This is a genomic window from Lewinella sp. LCG006, assembly GCF_040784935.1.
GTDB lineage: Bacteria > Bacteroidota > Bacteroidia > Chitinophagales > Saprospiraceae > Lewinella.
In genome coordinates, this window is sequence record NZ_CP160680.1 from 2,726,528 (window position 1) to 2,745,503 (window position 18,976).

The window sequence follows — 18,976 nt, forward strand, 5'->3', positions numbered from 1 at the left end:
CCATCTACAACCTCATCTCCCCAAACCCCAACACCGCAAGACACCCCTTCTTCGCAAAATAAGCCTTGAGCTGCTCTTCCTCCCAATCGGACAGCACCATCACAAAATCGCCGCCCCAGGCACCGAGCGATTTGATGGTGCCGGGAAAATCAGGAAAACGCAGGTCTTGCACCTTGTCCATTTGCAATACCTGGCTGATAAAATCTTCGTGGGCCGCAGCGGCTTGTTGAGCCTCCGTAAGGGTGCTGGCCTGATGAAAAGCTCGGGTAAGTTCGCTCACTTCATCAACTAGGGAAGCCTGGGTACCGCCCAGTTCACGGTAGTAGCGGATACCTTCGCGGCTGTTTTGTTTTTGTCCTAAATAAACGAAGTAAAGTTGCTCGTGATACGCGGGCTCCCAGAGGGCGGGTTCACTGTGTGGCTGGCCACCAAGGCGTTGGTAAAAAATAGGGCCATCAGCCGTTGCGCAGGCGATGTCGTAGCCCGATCCGCCGAAGGTGTCGGCCAGCAGTTGGTAGGGGTCGGTTTTGGAAGTTTGTGCGAGTAAGCTTACCAGGGTAGAGCTACTTCCAAGTCCCCATTCGCGATCAAACTCCAGGCGTACGCGCACATCTGCCTGGAAGAGTTTGGTCAGGCCTCTAGGGTCTTGCTTTTGAATGGCGAGAAACAGCTGTTGTAGCCGTTCTGCGACCGCCAGATCGGTGTGTTTTCCCATGATGGGTAAGCCTTCTTCCAGGGTCCAGGTGCCGTTGAACCATTCTTCGCCCTCTTTGGTGAGGCTGCGCCAAAGGAGTTGGAAAGGGAAAGCGGGTTGGGGATCAATGGCCAGCCGTTGTCCGAAACGCGTGGGCATTGCCAGGGCCAGGGCTCCATCCAATACAAAATACTCTCCCGTAAGTAACAATTTGCCGTGTGCGTACATATTAGTCCTATTGAACGGTATTGTACTGTGCCATAAATTCTCGCACCGCAGTGAACGAGACCGTACGATCAGCGAAATACAATTTTGCCTCTTCGATTTGGGCCGGGGTCGCGTTGAAGTGGATGAGGATATTTTGCAGGTGCATCTTCATGTGGCCGGCCTGAATGCCCGTTGTTACCAGAGAACGCAGGGCGCCAAAATTTTGTGCAAGCCCCGTCGCTGCAATCACTTGCATCAGTTCCCGGGCAGAAGGTTGCCCCAGAATTTGCAGACTCATCTTAGCCAAAGGATGTAACTTGGTTAATCCTCCAATCGTACCTAGCGCCAGTGGTATTTCTAACTCAAACCGGAAGGTATCGTCTTTGATGATACAGCGGCTAAGGCTTCGGTACTGGCCATCACGCGCAGCGTAGGCATGGCCACAAGCTTCAATGGCCCGAAAATCATTGGCGGTGGCTAGCACTACCGCGTCGATCCCGTTGAAGATTCCTTTGTTGTGGGTAACCGCGCGGTAAGGATCGTGGATGGCTATGTTTACCGCCGTTTCAAACTTGTGGCAGAAATGACGGACATCATCGCCCGTTTTTAGCGTCTTCTGCATGTCTTCCATGCTGCATTCTACCCAGGCTTTGACGACACAGTCGGGGGTGTAATTGCTCAGAATGGCCATCAGTATTTGCAAGGCCCGCTCTTGTGGCTTTAGCTCCGGAGCAGTGGCGGCCCATTCTTGCAAAGTACTGCCAAACTGCTCCAGTACCGAGTTGATGAAGTTGGCCCCCATGCTGTCGCAGGTCTCAAAACTTACCCTTAGCTGGTAGTAATCAGGCGCAATTTCTGCTTTTCGCAACCAATCAATCCGGAGGATACCGCCGCCGCGTTTTTCCATGTTAGCGGTAAGGTGGGTGGCTTCCAGGCGCAGCCTTTTCTCCAATTCGGGAAACAAGGCTTGCCAGCGTTCCGTCGTTCCGCTCCAGCGGAAATGAAGTTGACCTAGCTTTACAGTGTCCACTACTTCCGTATGAAAACCTCCTAAGGGGAGCCAAAACTTGGCAGCTGAAGCTGCTGCCGCGACCACCGAACTTTCTTCTATGACCATGGGCACGGCGTACACTTTGCCGTTGATCATAAAATTTGGGGCAATCCCAAAAGGGAGCGGAAAATTACTGATCGTATTTTCGCTGAAGCCATCCAGGATGCGTTGCAAATCTTCATCCTGGTGCCAGAAGCTGGCCAATTCGCTGGCAGCAGCAGTCGGTTCTTCGAGAAAATGAGTGCTAAGCCAATCGATCTTGGCTCGTTTGTCCATTTTCGAAAAACCAGCTATTTTTTTATCCTGCATAGTAGTCCTGATAGATAGTAGTAAAGAAGGAGGTCTATTTTAAGCGAAGGAACGTTTTGGCCACCTTCAGTCCGCGAGCTTGTGCTTGTACATAAGTTTGCAATTGCTCATAATCTTCCTGAGCGTGCCGCAGGAAGGCCGAAGCTTGCCCGTAGATGCTCTTGAACTGTATCTTCTCCGTAAGGTAATAACCATCGAGGAAATTTTGTACGCCCCCAGAAATGATAATGTGGTCGCATTTTACTTGTGGGCCTAGCTCTTGCTTTAGCGTGTTCACCATTTCCACCATTTCATTGGCACCGTGGCCGATTCGGGCGAGGGGTTCAAAAACTTGGTGTTGGAGCGGGTCGCTACGCAGTAATTCCAATTTGGCAAAATTGGTACCACCACTCGCCGCAAAATCAATGGCCGCTAATGGCAGTTGCAGCAATGCCCGTAAGCTTTCTTTGCCCATGCCCTGGCCCACTTCTTTTACGATAATGGGGAGGTCAGGTAAGCCTTCTATGATGGCCTTGATGGTCACCAGCGGAGCGTGAAGGAAACGGTCGCCCTCAGGTTGTAACCACTCCTGTAGAGGGTTGACGTGGATGATGAGCCCATCGGCCTCCAGTTTTTCCAGCATGGTGTTGATACGCCATAATTCTTCGTCTGCCACCAGCTGTTCCAGTTGAGCAATGCCCAAATTGGCAAACAACAATTGTTCCTTGCCGATCAGGGGCCGTACCGCAAAATCACTCAGCCGTTCATCGCTGTAGAGCAATGGGCGACAAGAACCAAGGCCCATGCCCATGCCAAATTCGCGACAAGCTCGCGCCAGGTTATGGTTGATACGCTGGGCTTTTTCGGTTCCCCCCGTCATACTGGAAACCCACAAGGGCAAGCGCATTGTCTTCCCGAGAAAAGAGAAGCCTTCGTCGGGCTTGTCATCAGGGTGGGCCGCAATGATGGGTTCGTAGTAGAAACGTGGGTCGAGGGTAGCAGCCGTGATTTGGCTTTGAAAAGCCAGCTCGATATGGTCTTTTTTCCGTTCCGCAGCGGTCGGGTCATTATCGGGTAGTCCAGCTTGTTGTTTATCCTTATCCACGCCTGAAGGTATGCTTGACATGCAAAGTTAGTTAACTTGAGCTAATCATTGTAAACAAAGCCAAAACAGCAGGCCTGGCTAATGGTTCAGCGAGTGATTAAGTTAACCAGTCGAGGATTCGCTTCCTTACTTGTTCGTCTTGAACACTATGCCCAAGACCAGTGGTAATGACCAGCTCACTCGTTGCCCAGTTTTCTGCAAGTGCATAGGCACCCTCTACCGGAGCGATATCATCTTCTTGATCGTGAATAATCAAGCCTGGTATCCGGAGATTTTGTACGAAGTTGGCTATGGAAAAATAGTCGAAAGACTTGCCGAAACGCCGGGTAAAGGAATTTTCCATGGCTTCTATTACGGCTTTTTTGATACCAATCCCCTTGCGGAAGCTTTCCATAAAATGGTTGAGCTCAGCAGGCGTGGAGAGTAAAACAAGTTTGTCGGGGTGGTGAATTTTCGGGAAGTGGCGTAGATAATAGGCCGTTGCCATCCCGCCGGCAGAATGGCCGATGATAATGTTAGGGGCTATGGTATCAGCTAATTTTGCCAAAGCTTCTCCGTAATGGATGACCGCAAAACTTCCTCCAAAACTGGCACCGTGAGCAGGAGCGTCAAGTGCGTAGACATCATACCCTAAAGTAATCAACTGGCTTGCTAATGCTTGCCAGCGGCCGCTGTGACTGTTCCAGCCGTGGGCCAGGAGTATTTTGGGGCCAGTTCCTGGCCAGTGGTACATTTGAATATTCATGATTCCCACTGGAAAAACCTTTTGCTGAGCGGTCATCAGGAAGTTTTTCTCGGAAGGAAGTAGGGCCTTGCGTGGAGGCCTTGCCAACACCCGATAACACCATAGTCCCGCCAGCCGCTTCGAAAAATGATACGAACCGTTGAGTGCTAAACGAATAGCACGCAAGTGCAAGGGGTCAGCATCTGTGGGGGTAAGTGGCTTTTTATCGGGCATTTTTATTCAGTAATAAAAGAAAATATCCTAAAGTAGTAGAGGGATGAAAGAGGGTTTTATCATTCCCCAAGGTCAGGCTTAGAATAGACTTTGACACTCCCATCTAAACACATCACAAGGCATTCTGTTTCTTATTTTCTTGTCTTCAACAGCAAAAACATATTTATAGCCCTCATTTTTTCCTCATTGCTCAAAAAATCCTCATTTTGCATGAATTTTCAAGTACGCTGGGAAACTAAGCGTTTTCCCAATCGTTCTAAAGGACTATGAAGCTCCCAAAATAACCAAAGGAGACAAAAGAAATAGCATGACCGATTTTTCATTTATTGCCAATGCTCACCCAAGTTATATTGAAAATTTGTATGAGCAGTATCAGACTGATCCATTAGCCGTTGACAGTAGCTGGGCGGCTTTTTTTAAGGGATTTCAATTCGCTCAGGAAAGCAACGGCAATGGCGCCGTACATACCAGTGGCGGTAGCACCAGTGATGCACAACTGACCAAAGAACTACGCTTGCTTTCGCTGATCAAAGCTTATCGTGATCGGGGGCATTTGCTCTCTACGACCAACCCTATCCGTAATCGCCGTGATCGCCATCCGACGGTTAATCTGGAAGATTTTGATCTCAGCGATAGCGATTTAGACAATGTCTTTTTTGCGGGTAAAGAGATTGGTCTTGAAAATGCAACACTGCGCCAGATTATCGCGCGGTTGCGCGAAGTTTATGCGGGCAATATCGGTTATGAATACCACAGTATCGCCGATCGGATCAAGCGCCGCTGGATTCGCACCAGAATAGAGCAAACGCAACCAGGGCAATCTTTTGGACTGAGTATCGAGAAAAAACGCCGCATCCTGGAGAAGTTGAACGGATCGGTGATGTTCGAAAAGTTTCTGCACACCAAATATGTTGGGCAAAAACGCTTCTCACTGGAAGGTGGTGAAAGTGCCATTGTAGCCTTGGATGCCATCATCAACGAAGCGGCTCAAGGCAATGCCAAAGAGATCGTCATTGGTATGGCGCACCGTGGCCGCCTCAATGTATTGGCCAATATTATGGGAAAAACCTATTCCCAGATTTTCAACGAATTTGAAGGTACTGCGGTTCCTGACCTGAGCTTTGGGGATGGTGATGTAAAATACCATCTTGGCTTCAGTAGCCAGGTGGAGACACCTACAGGCAAGACTGTTCACCTGAAGCTGGCGCCTAACCCCAGCCACTTGGAGGCAGTAAATCCGGTGGTAGAAGGTTTTGCTCGTGCGAAAGCCGACATCCTCTACAACAGCGAATACGATGCTATCCTGCCCATCCTGATTCACGGCGATGCTGCGGTTGCTGGTCAGGGTATTGTTTTTGAAACTATCCAGATGAGTCAGCTGGAAGGTTATAAAACCGGAGGGAGTATCCATTTGGTGATCAACAACCAGGTAGGGTTTACGACCGATTTTGATGACGCTCGTTCTTCGGTGTATTCTACCGGAGCCGCAGCCGTGGTTGGCGCACCCGTATTTCACGTCAATGGCGATGATCCGGAAGCTGTTCTTTTTGTGGCTGAAATGGCCGTGCAGTACCGCCAGGAATTCAATTCTGATGTTTTCATTGATATGGTGTGTTACCGCCGTCATGGGCACAACGAAGGAGATGATCCAGAGTTTACCCAGCCGGAAATGTACTCCTTCATCAAGGACCACAAAAATCCGCGGGAAGTGTATTCTCAGCAGTTGATTGAGCGAGGAGATGTCGATGCCCAGTTGGCCGATGAACTGGAACAATCTTTCTGGGGTTTACTGCAGGATCGTTTAGACGAGGTGCGGGAAAAACCACTTCCTTATACTTATCAGGAGCCAGAAGAAGCTTGGCGCAAACTTCGCAAAACAAGCGATCCCAAAGACTTTACTCAATCTCCGGAAACGGGAGTAGCCAAGGATACGATTCAGCACTTGCTGGATAAGCTTACCGATATTCCTGAAGGTTTCACGCCTTTGCGTAAGGTGCAGCGTTTGTTCAAAAACATCGAAAAAGCGCGCGAAAGCAACCAGCTTGATTGGGGCATGGCCGAATTGATGGCCTATGGAACCATGCTGCTGGAAGGACGTAATATCCGTATCAGCGGACAGGATGTAAAGCGGGGTACTTTCAGCCACCGCCACGCTGTACTGCGCGACGAGAAAAATTATAGCACCTACAATCGCTTGAGTACCCTGGGAGAAAATCAGGGCGTCTTCCGTATTTACAACTCCTTGTTATCAGAGTTTGCGGTACTCGGTTTCGAATATGGTTATTCCTTGGCTACACCAGAGGATTTGGTGGTGTGGGAAGCACAGTTTGGTGATTTTGCCAATGGTGCACAAACGATGTATGACCAGTTTATCTCTTCTTCTGAATCGAAGTGGCAGCGGATGAGTGGTATCGTGACCTTGTTGCCTCACGGTTACGAAGGTCAGGGCCCGGAACACTCCAGTGCTCGTTTGGAACGCTTCCTGCAAATGTGTGCCGAATTCAATATGACGGTGGCCAACGTTACGTTGCCTGCCAACTTTTTCCACTTGTTGCGCCGTCAGATGGCCCGGCCTTTCCGCAAGCCCTTGATCGTGATGTCGCCTAAGAGTGGATTGCGTCACCCTCAGGCGGTGAGTGGGGTGGAAGATTTTTACGAAGGCACTCGCTTCCAGGAAACCCTGGACGACCCGAATATCACTACTGCTAAAGCAGCCAACAAAGTGAAGCGTTTGCTGCTTTGTTCCGGAAAAATCTACTTTGACTTGAGCAGTCATAAGGAGGAAAACCAACGCGATGATGTAGCAGTGGTTCGCCTGGAACAGCTCTACCCGTTCCCTTCTGAGCAGCTCAATAAACTGTTTAAGAAATACAGCAAAGCCGAACATACCCTATGGGTGCAGGAAGAGCCTGCGAACATGGGAGCTTGGCAGTACGTCAACTCCATGCGCTACAATGATGGCGTTGCATTACCTGATAACTTGAATTTTGTGGCGCGTAAGACGAGTGCTTCACCAGCAACAGGCTTCAAGAAAGTGCATGATCAAGAACAACAAAGTATCGTCGACCGAGCTTTCGGCAACAAGTAATACCCAGTAAATTTTTATGGCAGATCACAAGATTATTTTTTCAATGGAGGGCGTTTCCAAGTCCTTCGGTTCCGGCAAGAAAGTACTCAACAATATCTGGCTGAGTTTTTTCTACGGAGCTAAAATTGGTGTTTTAGGTCTTAATGGTTCTGGTAAATCTACCCTCCTCAAGATCATTGCAGGATTGGATGCCAACTACCAGGGCAACATTGTCTTTGACGGTACCTACAAGATTGGGATGCTCCAGCAGGAACCTGAGCTGGACGAAAATAAAACCGTCCGCGAGGTCGTCGAAGAAGGGGTGCAGGATATTGTCGATTTGCTGAAGGCATACGAAGATATCAACAACAAGTTTGCCGAACCCATGAGCGACGATGAGATGAACAAACTCATCGAAAAGCAAGGCGTGCTAACCGAAAAGCTGGATCACCTCAACGCCTGGGAGCTGGACAATCGCCTGAATACGGCATTGGAGAGCCTGCGCTGTCCACCGGATGATGCCTCGGTGAAGGTACTCTCGGGAGGAGAACGCCGCCGGGTAGCCCTGGCGCGCCTGCTGCTGAGTAATCCGGATATTCTACTCCTCGACGAACCTACCAACCACCTGGACGCGGAATCGGTGCACTGGTTGGAGCAATATTTGCAGAGCTTTCCGGGGACGGTGATTGCCGTGACACACGACCGTTACTTCCTGGATAATGTAGCGGGTTGGATTCTGGAACTCGACCGAGGCGAAGGTATCCCCTGGGAAGGCAACTATTCTTCCTGGTTGGAGCAAAAAGCCCAGCGGATGGAGCAGGAAGAAAAGGTGGCCAGCAAGCGCCGCAAGACCCTGGAGCGAGAGCTGGAATGGATTCGGATGGCCCCTAAAGCCAAGCAGTCTAAAGGTAAGGCCCGTTTGAATGCCTATGAGAAATTGGCGGGTGAAGAAGCCAAAGAACGGGAGTCTAAGCTGGAGATTTACATTCCACCTGGGCAGCGTCTCGGTGATGTGGTCATCAATGTGGAAGACGTCAGCAAAGGTTTTGGCGACCGCATACTCTTTGAGCACCTCAGCTTCAGCATTCCCAAAAATGCCATCGTCGGCATCATTGGGCCCAACGGGGTGGGTAAGAGTACGCTCTTCCGGATGATGATGGGCCAGGAAACACCAGATACGGGCAAAATTGTCAAAGGCGATACGGTACAAATATCGTACGTAGATCAGAGCCACGAAGAACTCCAAAACGGCAACCAAACCGTTTATGATGTTATTTCTGGCGGCAATGACTTTATTGAAATTGGCACCACCAGCGTCAACGCTCGTGCCTACCTGAGTCGCTTCAATTTTGCTGGTAGCGACCAGCAGAAGAAAGTGGGCGTGCTCTCCGGTGGAGAACGCAACCGCCTCCATCTGGCCATGACGCTTCGCGAAGGTGGCAACGTCCTCCTCCTCGATGAGCCGACCAACGATATTGACATCAACACCCTGCGGGCACTTGAAGACGCCCTCGACAGCTTCGCCGGTTGCGTACTGGTGATCTCGCACGACCGGTGGTTTATTGACCGCCTCGCGACCCACATCCTCTCTTTTGAGGACGAAGCCGAAGTCGTTTTCTTCGAAGGCAACTACTCGCAGTACGAGGAAATGAAGAAAGAAAAACTGGGCGATGTGACGCCGAAGCGACCACGCTTCAAAAACGTCATCAACCGGTAACTGATAAAAAGGGTTTTGCGTCAAGCGCAAAACCCTTTTTAATTTAAGTACACAGTACCCAATACCAAGTACGGTGAGGTTGGGGTAACTGACTGATGATCAAGTTTTTAATACTCAACCTCACCTTATTTCGGCATCGTTCTCAACTCCAACCCAGCCAGCAATACACAGAGCAGTCCGTAGCCAATAATCACCAGCAAGCAAGAGGTGATTCCCCAATTCAAGCCCCAGGTAAATAGAATGGGTGCGGCGGCGGAAGAAAGAACCACTAGCAGCGTTACCGTACTTTTAATACTCCCCAAAAAGCGGGGCCCGTAACGCTCTGCCCAGAGTGCTGGTGCCGTAACGGTAATACCTCCGCCGCTGATGGCCATCAGGCCGAACAGCGCAGGTACGGCCCAGTTGGCATCAACCAGAATAAAAATTGTTAAACCTGCCATTGCTGGTAGCAGGACGTAGAGTAGTAGTCGTCTGGCACTGTAGCGATCAATCAAACTACCTACGGTAAACAGCATAATGGCTCGTGTGAAGCCATAAATACTCAAGCCCAAGGCCATATTGGCGGGGGTATAGCTACGTAGCAAAGCTATATCACTCTGGTTGAAAACGATCCCGGTAAAGACGAAGGGAATAAAAAGAATGGTCGGTACAATGAGCTGAAAGCGTCGATCACGTAGCACTTGGGCTCGTGTCCAGGATACCTGATCCGTTTCTTCGGCGGCGGCTGCAACCGTGTCCGCACGTTGAAAGAGATCGTGACGCCGGATCAATAACCAAACCAGCGGAATAAAGATAAAAGCCAGCATGGCCGCCGCCACCAACCACATTTGTCGGTAGCCGTTGGTGAGGATAAAGGCTGTTGCGAACGGTGGTATGATAATTTCTGCCGCGCTTATCCCCAGGATAGAAAGAGAAAGCGACTTGCCGCGCGCCACGGTGAAAAACCGCCCGATAGTGGTAGAAGCCGTCAGGGTTAAAACCCCTTGCCCTCCCAAGCGTATGGCCAGTACCCCAATAGCCAACCACACCCAATGGTAGGTGAAGGCCAGGATCAAACACCCCACGAGCATGATGAGTGCCGTAGTCGTGGATACGTACCGCACCCGCAGCCGATCAATTTGCTGTCCAATCATCGGCAGTAGAAAAGCAGCACAAAGTGTCACACCGGAATAGATACCAGAGAAGGTCTCCGTGCCCCAGCCCCGGTCTTCACTGATGCCCGCCACAAAGAGACTGATGAAGAAGGTTTGTCCGACAAAGCTGAAAAAATAGTGCAAAAAACCGTACCCCAAATAGCGGGGATAGGTTTTGAGAAGTTGTAGATAATTCATGTACTGCGCAGGGTGTGAAGGATTGAGCAGCAAAGATACCAACATTCTTGCGGGGGCTAATTTTTAGCCACGCAGGTTTGTTTTAGCCACTAAAGCTCTAACCTGCCTGCCAGCAAGCTGGCCTTGCAGGCTGCAACACGGAATAGCATGGAGTTTTTTGGGGAAACATCAGTTTGCTGCTCCTTCGGAGCGACCCATCTACAATCGGGATATAAGTGATATTTTGTCCATTGTTTTTTATACTTTAGAGTCCAGTTGTAATAGGTTGTACCTGATAATCATTAGTCGCGGAACCGCAGGCTGAAAATCATATCTACATGACTAAGAAAGAAAAGCAGCATACAAGCTGGTTCTACGCATTCCATCAAGTGATCAGTCAGCATAAATGGTTTATATTTGCCTGGTTAGCGGGCGTCACATTTCTGGTATACCATCAAGTGCTTAGCCATGATTTCGTGAATTTTGATGACAGCAACCTGATCTACAACAACCCCATAGTCACCCAGCCGAACCTTCCACTGAAAGCAATGTTCACCTGGGGGCTTTTTGATGGCTACTACAAACCGCTTGTCTTCTTAAGTTGGTGGACAGAGTACCAGGTTTTTGGCCCAAATCCTACGGTATTTCACTTTAACAACCTTCTGCTTCATGTGCTTAATGTTGTTTTAGTCTACTTTATCGGGCTGGTCTTAATGGGGCAGTTTCGTGTGGACCAGGAGAAAATCCAGTTTGGAGCCATCCTTCTTGCTACGATTTTCGCTATCCACCCTCTGCACGTTGAGTCTGTTGCCTGGGCTGTAGAGCGCAAGGATGTCTTGTTTTCCTTCTTTTTTCTAGCAGGTTGGCTGGTCTATCTTCAATACCTGAAAAACGGAAAATCACTATTGCTCGTGGCTGTGGCCATGCTGTACCTGGCTTCCATGCTGTCAAAGTCTATGGGTATCACGCTATTGCCCGTTTTACTACTCACCGACTACGTATTCGGAAGAAAAGACCTTAAGAAGATCATTCTGGAAAAAGCCCCCGTAGTCATCAGTCTTCTGGTAGGAGCTTATTTGTTTGGTTTGTTCGGAAACCTCTCAGAGCTTGGCGCACCCCTGGCAATGGCCGAGGAATCTTCTGAATCAGTAGCCAATTTACAATTGTCTTTTTTTGAAACAATACAGATTCAATCTTCAAAGTACCTGTTGTGGATACTACATCTGATTTTCCCCTTTCACCTCTCAGTCATCTACCCTGGTGAGGTAATCATTAAAGCGATTGGGCCATTAAAAATGCTGGCTCCTTTTCTCCTGGCGGGCCTGTTGATACTGGCCTACAGCTTCCGCAAAGGGCGTAAGGAGCTGCTCTTTGGGCTTTTATTTTTCTTGGGAACGCTCGTTCCAACCCTGGTAGTTTCCGTAAAAAGTGGCATCGGTATCTTTCTGTCTGACCGCTATACCTACATCCCAATGCTGGGGCTGTTTTTCATGCTACTGCCAACATTGTTAAAGCTGCGGGCGATCAATAGCCAACGGGTGGCCCTCATCGTGTGCTTCATCCCTGTTTTGCTCCTGTCTATAGGAGCATACCGGGCAGTTAAGGTTTGGGAAAATTCCGAAACGCTCTGGACCAACGTCATCAATAAGTTTGATAAAAGTGGTACTGCTTACAATGGAAGAGGCAAGTACTACCTCGATAATGGGGAGTACGATAAAGCACTTGCAGACCTTGACCAGGCCATCATCAACGCTCCGCGGCTATCGCTTTCTCACTATAACCGGGCTCAACTGATGATTCAAACTGAAGATTTTGCAGAAGCCCTCATCAGTATCAACCAATTTATTGAGCTAAAACCTGGTAATTCCGCAGCACTGCAAAAACGTTCTTATATCTATTCGAAACTCCAGCAGACAGACCTGGCTCTGAAAGACATTGATGAGGTGATCAAGGTGAATTCAGAAGATCCCTCCCTTTACGTTACCAAGGCTGATATTTTGCTAAAAGCCAAACGGCTGGACGAGGCACTGGCGAATATTGATAAAAGTCTTGAGTTGTCTCCTGATTATTGGCCTGCCTACCAGAAGCGTGCATTGATCGACGAGATGCGGGATGACCTTCCAGGAGCATTACAGGATATCGAACGTGCTATCGCTATCAATCCCAAGGAGCCACTCCTGTTCAACAACAAGAGTGTTTTGCTCTTTAAACTCGGCAGCTTAGATGAAGCACTTGAAGCGGTGAATCAATGTCTACTGCTGGATCCTGGTTTTACCAAAGGAATAGCTACCAGAAATACCGTTATCGCAGCTAAAGAAAACGGAGGCACTCTACCCGCAAGCGGCATGAACCAACCCCGAAGTGTATCTGACCAGAATTACCTGATGTATAAAAAACAAGCGGAGCAACTGAAGCAAAGCAATCAGGTGGAAGCAGCTATTGAAATGTATACCAAATTGATCGCCTTGGTTCCTGACAACTTCAGTAACTACGTGGAGAGAGGTGCGCTGTATCTGAACTCAGGCAATAACGAGCGTGCCATCGCAGATTTTACAGAAGGCCTTCGGTTAAATCCTGGATACCACCAGACAAGGTTCTTTCGGTCAATTGCCTATCATAATCTGGGCTTATCCGCAAAAGCATTACAAGATGCCAAAACAGCCCAGGCCAATGGTGTTGATGTTGCCAGGGATTACTTGCAAATTTTAGAAAACGAGGCATTGAAAGAGTAAAAGCAAAAGAACGACGGGCAGCCCTTTGGTGATGTTTCCCCAAAAAAAGAACTGTGGTATTCCTTGAAAAGTAATATAGTCGTAAACTTCAATCCAGATAAGTGAGCGTATAAAAATAAGGTGATCCAATTTGGGTTTAGTGAAAAAAGATAAGCAACTGACTGAAATGAAGCCTGTCTGCCTTGCGGCGAGCAGGCAGGTTGCGTTCTTTTTCTTACTAAGCCTTGAAACAAATTGGATCATCTTATTTTAGCTCGAATACTAAGATATTTTGCAGACCTAATTCCACTTCTAAAATACTTTAATCGAATCATTTTTTGGCTATCAACGTTATCCGAACAGTCCGGGAATGGTTCGATTTGGCAAGGTCTATTGTCGTATAAGCATCTTTTTCAAGTTCAAGTAAGGTCTTGAAAGCTGTGACATGGTCATCAAAAACATCCCTGATGGTGATTCCATGGGCGTGAAAATAAAAGTGATCATCAGCGTAATGAAATACACTTTTCCTAATTACATGCTTTTTATGAAATACTTCTATTTAGGATTTACAGTCTTCACAGGCAAGTGATTCCATAGCAATAGCTTCAATGAAATCAGAAATTGTTGTAATCTACGATCAAATAAGTTTTTAGCGTCGCTGTTATTATTCTTTAGGCTAGATATCCTAAAATAAATCACCAGACCCGTCTCCAAGCGATACAAAATAAAGCTGGTCAGTCATCCCCAATCACCACCCAAAACAACACCCCGATCAGCGCCACCGGAATGCCGAATAAAAATTTTACAATCAACGTATCGACAACCCAGTAGGTGTCATGCATCTGGATATCTATGGTGTTATTTACAAAGTAGCCATGGATCAGAAAAAGGACAACTCCGGCCCAAAGGGCGAGTGCTATTCTCCGCGCAGTTTTTGAGGTAGTTCTCACATAGCAAAATTTGAGGTAAACTCTTCGATTGCTCGCATTACAATATTTTTTTCTGCCTAACTCTACTTCTATCAATTACTGTTAAATATCCATTTATTATTATTTCCCCAGAATCGATCAATTCTGAAATATATTCGCCGGGCTCAGTTGGAGAAAAATCAGGCCAGCGAAAAAATACCACACCTTGAGGCTTGTAATTGAGCTTAAAGATTAATTCGCCGAAATCACTATCAAAAGTGATAATTATTCGATTTTCTTTGAGAGCAAACTCTATCACCTCTGTATCCTTTATTGAGGATAGGTTTTCCAAAGAGATGTGTTTGATATCAAACCCTTTGTTTTTCAAAAACCGATGGCTCGCAAGAGGAAAGTTTTCATCGGCTAAAAATAGAATCATCTTTAAGCTCTTTTGGTTTGCACCGGAAATAACAAAGCGTCTTTTATGGCCTCGTAAGTATAAGCATACACAGCTTGGATAGATTTCTTTGAAAGAGATGGATAGTTTTCTAAAATATCAGATTCTGACCACCCTTGAGCCAACCTCTCCATGATAAACTCGACAGATAGCCTGGTACCTATTATTTTCGGTTTTCCAACTAGAATATCAGGATCAGAATCAATATAATCGGTCCAATTAATCATAATTCTATTTTTTTGTAAATATAACGTTATCTACAATCAAATAAGTTCTTGTTCGCCATTATTACCCTGGGGAAGAGATAGAATGTGACGCTACTTACAGTCTCCCATCTCCTACCTCTCCCGTCATTCCCCACAGCACCTCCATCGCTTTTTCCGCACTGTGGTGATCTACAAAAATATGGTCGTGATAGTAACCCGCGATGACATTGCAGCTGATTCCCGCACTGCCTAAAGCCGTGGCGAAAGCCGCCGTCAGACCCACCGCCTCCAGGGCCGAGTGGACGTTTAGGGTGATCCAGGCGGCGACGAAATCAAAAGCTATGCCCAGGCGAAGCGCCTCTTCTTTGGGCAGCACCACGGTGGTTCCTTCCTTTTCTTTCACCTCACAAATAGTGATTTCCCTGGGGATGGACTTCAAATCCGTCACCGAGGCAAAGACGTACTCGCCTTCATTGAGTACCGGTTCCATCTGCTTGATGAGTTCGGCGAGGTTGGTGATTCCGCTGGGGCTATTCATGGTTTTTATACACCACCCCATCCTTCATCACAAAAGATACCTTGGTCATCACATTGATGTCTTCCAAGGGATTGCCGGGCACGGCTACGATATCCGCCAACTTGCCTTTCTCGATGGTGCCCAACTCATCAGCGCGACCGATGAGTTCGGCGCTCACGACGGTGGCAGACAGCAGGGTTTCGGCGGCGGGCATACCCGCTTCTACCATATAGCCGAATTCTTTGCCATTGTCGCCGTGGGGCGAGACGCCACTGTCGGTGCCGAAAGCGATGCGTACCCCGGCCCGGTAGGCCTGCCCAAAAGTGGCTTGTAATTGTGGGCCGATCGACAGTGCCTTGGGGCGAATGATAGCTGGGAAATAGCCTTCCTGTTTGGCTTTCTCCGCAACAAACTTACCCGCACTGATGGTGGGCACGTAGTAGGTACCTTTTTCGGCCATCAGGGCCATCGTTTCTTCCTCCATCAGGGTGCCGTGTTCGATGGAGGTGATGCCGGCGTTGACGGCACGGATGATCCCTTCGTTGCCGTGGGCGTGCGCAGCGGTGTGCATGCCGTAATCTTTAGCGGTAGCCACAATGGCTTCCAGCTCTTCGTCGACAAATTGGGGGCTGCTGCCGTCTTTGGCTACGCTCAGTACCCCACCGGTAGCGGTGATTTTGATACAGTCGGCGCCATTTTTGTAGCGTTGGCGTACGGCTTTGCGGGCATCTTCTACGCCGTTGATCACGCCTTCCGCCGGGCCGGGATCACCTTGTAGGACGTGGTTGACGCCGTTGGTGGGATCGGCATGACCGCCCGTTGTGCCAATTGCTTTTTCGGCGGTCACGATGCGAGGGCCTACGATATAGCCCTGGTCGATAGCATTGCGCAAGCTCACATTCACCCCCGTACCACCCAAATCGCGAACAGTGGTAAAACCAGCATCCAGGGTGCGTTTGGTGTAGATGGTGGCACGCAGCGCCACGTCTTCCGGGTTCATCCGGAATTGCTCTACGTAGCGGGTCGGGCTCGATTGGCCCTCGATGTGTACGTGCATGTCCATGAGGCCGGGCATGACGGTCTGGTCTTTCAGGTCAATGACGGTAATACTGTCCTCTGCTCGCAAGTAGCCCTTGGCGACATTGGTGATGCGATTGCCTTCCACAACGATGGTCATCTTGGCTTGCAGCTCTTTGCTGGTCGCATCAAACAGCTGTCCGCAGTGGAGGTAGGTCGTCTGTGCAGTAAGCTGGCTTGCAATTAGCACAAGAAAAAGGATAAAGAGGTTTTTCATTTTGGTAACTTTATGGAAAGTTAGTAAAATCATGCGAGCTATGCGATATTCGATTGTCTTAATGCTGTTGTTCTTCTTTTGTGGTGCGCTGGTCTTATCGGCTCAGCCGGAAACCGTGGTGCAGGGATGCCATTTTACCAAAACACAGTTTCCACTGAAAACGCTCACGCCGGAAGATGAGCAACTGCTGCTGGCATCGCAGGGCCGGAGTGATAGTATTGATTTGTTGAACTATACCATCGACCTGGAAATCATTGATTTTGGAGGCCGTAAAATCAAGGGGAGCTGTGCCATTGACTTTGTCTTGCTGGAAGAAAACACCGCTGAGATGGTACTGGATTTATTGCAACTCACCATTGATTCTATCCAACTGGATGGTGTGAGTACCACTTACAATTACGATGGCGATTTAATTACGATCCCCTTTCCGGGAGGGTTCGATACGGAGGCCATGCACTCGGTGCGGGTTTACTACGGAGGCACGCCTACGGTAGCAGCGTCCAATTTTGGCGGATTGGCCTTTTCCGCAGGCATTGCTTACAATTTGGGTATCGGGTTGGGAGAAAGCCCCTACAACTTCGGGCGTAGCTGGTTTCCCTGTTTTGATAACTTTGTGGAACGAGCGACTTTTGACCTCAATATCATTTCTGCCAATGGGCGGCGCGCTTTTTGCAGCGGCCATTTTCAGGAGCAAGTAGAGTTGGAAAACGACCAAATTCGCCGCTCTTACCGTATCGATCAGCCGATGACAACCTACCTGGTGGGTGTTGCCGTTTCGGACTTCAGCACTGTCGAGTCTTCGCATACGGGTGTTTACGGCGAGTATCCCATTCAGTTGGTGGCCAACCCTGGTGACTTAGGCAATATGGACAATTCTTTTGAATACCTCGGTGATGCCATTGATGCTTTTGAAAGTTGGTACGGGCCTTACATTTGGGGGCGGGTAGGTTTTGTGCTTACGCCAGTTGGCGCTATGGAGCATGTGCACAACATTGCTTTTCCACGCGGTACGGGGGTGAGCGGGCCTACTTTTGATATGAACCGACTGATGGCGCACGAGCTGGCGCACCAGTGGTGGGGCAATGTAACTACGCTGAGTTCTCCGGCCAACATGTGGATAAAAGAGGGCAATGCAGAGTATGGTGCTCACCTGTTTACCGAATACGTTTTTGGTAGAGAAGCCTTTATTGATCAGGTCAAAGACAATCACCTTCTGGTCTTAAAAACGGCGCATATCGACGACAATGGTTTTCAGCCGCTGTCGGGTATTCCTTACGAGCAAACTTACGGTACCCACACCTATAACAAAGGGGCCTCCATGATTCACAACATGCGCACCTATCTGGGCGATAGCTTGTTTCGGGTAGCGCAAACGGCCGTTTTGCAAGATTTTGCCCTGTCGGCAGTAGATGCGGAACAGTACCGCGATCACCTCAGCTTGGTGAGTGGTGTGGATATGACCTCCTTTTTTCAGGATTGGATTTTTAGCCCCGGTTTTTCCAATTTCGAACTGGAGACACTAGACGTAACGGGGGCTGACGAGGACTATACTGTAGATTTGAGCGTACAGCAGCGCTTGCGCGGAGCCAGTCAATTACATACCAATGTACCCTTGTCGGTAACTTTTTTTGATAACAATTGGCAAGAATTTACCCAGTATTTTATGGCTTCGGGCGAGTTTAGCTCCGCCAGCTTTACAGTGCCGTTTGCGCCTGCGATGACGGTCATCAACCACGATCATGGACTAAACCTCGGACGCTTTAATCGTACTTATCGCCTTACAGAAACGGGCAATCAGAATACGGCGGGAACGGAATTTTTCTCCTTGTCAGTTGACGCGGTGACGGATTCTGCTTTGCTCAATATTGTCCATCACTGGACCGCGCCCGACGAGGCGGCGAATCCTCAGGAAGTGGTCATGTCAAACACCCACTACTGGTCAGTACAAAGCATTTCTCCAGGTGAGCTGACCATGCGGGCCATTATCCGCTACAACGGAGGAGCCAACGACTTGGATTACGATCTGGTACAGGGAGGAAATGAGACTGTTCGTCTGATGTATCGCCCTACCATCGATACAGAGTGGGAGGAATACCCCTACGCCAACATCACCCCCTTTGGTTCGGGTGGATTGGCTCGTTTGGATCCCTTCTTACCGGGTGATTATGCTTTCGCAAACGTCTACGTAGATGTGGCTACGACCAATATCATGGAAGCCGCGCAAATTACGGTTTCTCCCAACCCTAGTGATCAGCTGGCTCGTATTCAGGTAGATTTCCCTGAGGCACAGCAAGATTACCAATTGCAGCTTTACAACCTTAATGGGCAACTGTTGCGGCAAGCCAATTACCCCCCTACACCCAACTTACTGGTGGACTGGCCAACGGTAGACCTGCCCAACGGTGCTTATGTCCTCCACATCAGTAATGGAAAAGGTTTTCGGGCGGTAGAGTTGGTGGTACAGCGGTGATTTTGTAGCTAGCAAA

Annotated in this window: 14 protein-coding genes; 4 read left to right on the forward strand and 10 right to left on the reverse strand. The window is 48.8% G+C overall.

Annotation, left to right across the window (positions count from 1 at the left end):
* Positions 1 to 4: 4 nt before the first annotated feature.
* The 4 genes from AB0L18_RS09680 to AB0L18_RS09695 all read right to left on the reverse strand — a co-directional run bounded on the left by AB0L18_RS09680 (position 5) and on the right by AB0L18_RS09695 (position 4,303).
* A complete protein-coding gene (locus tag AB0L18_RS09680; protein ID WP_367392384.1) occupies positions 5 to 922 on the reverse strand; it encodes a GYDIA family GHMP kinase in 918 nt (305 codons plus the stop codon).
* A gap of 7 nt (positions 923 to 929) precedes the next feature.
* The gene (locus tag AB0L18_RS09685) at positions 930 to 2,261 is read right to left on the reverse strand and encodes a hydroxymethylglutaryl-CoA reductase, degradative (RefSeq protein ID WP_367392385.1); all 1,332 of its coding nucleotides are present in this window, start codon (positions 2,259 to 2,261) and stop codon (positions 930 to 932) included.
* 34 nt (positions 2,262 to 2,295) lie between these two features.
* Positions 2,296 to 3,366 (reverse strand): isopentenyl-diphosphate delta-isomerase, encoded by a 1,071-nt coding sequence (locus tag AB0L18_RS09690; protein WP_367392386.1) that lies wholly within the window; start codon positions 3,364 to 3,366, stop codon positions 2,296 to 2,298.
* A 76-nt stretch (positions 3,367 to 3,442) separates the two neighbouring features.
* The gene (locus AB0L18_RS09695) at positions 3,443 to 4,303 is read right to left on the reverse strand and encodes an alpha/beta hydrolase (RefSeq protein WP_367392387.1); all 861 of its coding nucleotides are present in this window, start codon (positions 4,301 to 4,303) and stop codon (positions 3,443 to 3,445) included.
* 307 nt (positions 4,304 to 4,610) lie between these two features.
* Between AB0L18_RS09695 and AB0L18_RS09700 the strand changes: the two genes are divergently transcribed.
* Together AB0L18_RS09700 and ettA are read left to right on the forward strand one after the other, a co-directional pair.
* A complete protein-coding gene (locus AB0L18_RS09700) occupies positions 4,611 to 7,391 on the forward strand; it encodes a 2-oxoglutarate dehydrogenase E1 component (RefSeq protein ID WP_367392388.1) in 2,781 nt (926 codons plus the stop codon).
* Positions 7,392 to 7,407: 16 nt separating this feature from the next.
* On the forward strand, positions 7,408 to 9,087 hold the full coding sequence (gene ettA / locus AB0L18_RS09705; protein WP_367392389.1) for an energy-dependent translational throttle protein EttA: 1,680 nt from the start codon (positions 7,408 to 7,410) through the stop codon (positions 9,085 to 9,087).
* A 125-nt stretch (positions 9,088 to 9,212) separates the two neighbouring features.
* Here ettA and AB0L18_RS09710 read toward each other — a convergent pair whose 3' ends face one another.
* A complete protein-coding gene (locus tag AB0L18_RS09710; RefSeq protein WP_367392390.1) occupies positions 9,213 to 10,463 on the reverse strand; it encodes an MFS transporter in 1,251 nt (416 codons plus the stop codon).
* A gap of 272 nt (positions 10,464 to 10,735) precedes the next feature.
* Between AB0L18_RS09710 and AB0L18_RS09715 the strand changes: the two genes are divergently transcribed.
* Complete coding sequence (locus AB0L18_RS09715; RefSeq protein ID WP_367392391.1) at positions 10,736 to 13,129, forward strand: tetratricopeptide repeat protein; 2,394 nt, start codon at positions 10,736 to 10,738, stop codon at positions 13,127 to 13,129.
* 713 nt (positions 13,130 to 13,842) lie between these two features.
* On the opposite strand, the gene AB0L18_RS09720 is transcribed toward AB0L18_RS09715, so the two are convergent.
* From AB0L18_RS09720 to AB0L18_RS09740, 5 genes are all read right to left on the reverse strand, one after another.
* Positions 13,843 to 14,058 carry a hypothetical protein gene (locus AB0L18_RS09720; protein ID WP_367392392.1) on the reverse strand — a complete coding sequence of 72 codons (216 nt, stop codon included), beginning with the start codon at positions 14,056 to 14,058 and terminating at the stop codon, positions 13,843 to 13,845.
* 37 nt (positions 14,059 to 14,095) lie between these two features.
* Positions 14,096 to 14,455 (reverse strand): DUF5615 family PIN-like protein, encoded by a 360-nt coding sequence (locus tag AB0L18_RS09725; protein ID WP_367392393.1) that lies wholly within the window; start codon positions 14,453 to 14,455, stop codon positions 14,096 to 14,098.
* A 2-nt stretch (positions 14,456 to 14,457) separates the two neighbouring features.
* Complete coding sequence (locus AB0L18_RS09730; RefSeq protein WP_367392394.1) at positions 14,458 to 14,700, reverse strand: DUF433 domain-containing protein; 243 nt, start codon at positions 14,698 to 14,700, stop codon at positions 14,458 to 14,460.
* Between the two features lie 94 nt (positions 14,701 to 14,794).
* On the reverse strand, positions 14,795 to 15,217 hold the full coding sequence (locus AB0L18_RS09735) for an ACT domain-containing protein (protein WP_367392395.1): 423 nt from the start codon (positions 15,215 to 15,217) through the stop codon (positions 14,795 to 14,797).
* Positions 15,210 to 16,490, reverse strand: a complete 1,281-nt coding sequence (locus tag AB0L18_RS09740; protein ID WP_367392396.1) for an amidohydrolase family protein — start codon at positions 16,488 to 16,490, stop codon at positions 15,210 to 15,212. Before AB0L18_RS09740 ends, AB0L18_RS09735 begins: the two co-directional genes overlap by 8 nt.
* A gap of 40 nt (positions 16,491 to 16,530) precedes the next feature.
* On the opposite strand from AB0L18_RS09740, the gene AB0L18_RS09745 reads away from it, so the two are divergent.
* On the forward strand, positions 16,531 to 18,960 hold the full coding sequence (locus AB0L18_RS09745) for a M1 family aminopeptidase (RefSeq protein WP_367392397.1): 2,430 nt from the start codon (positions 16,531 to 16,533) through the stop codon (positions 18,958 to 18,960).
* Positions 18,961 to 18,976: the final 16 nt, after the last annotated feature.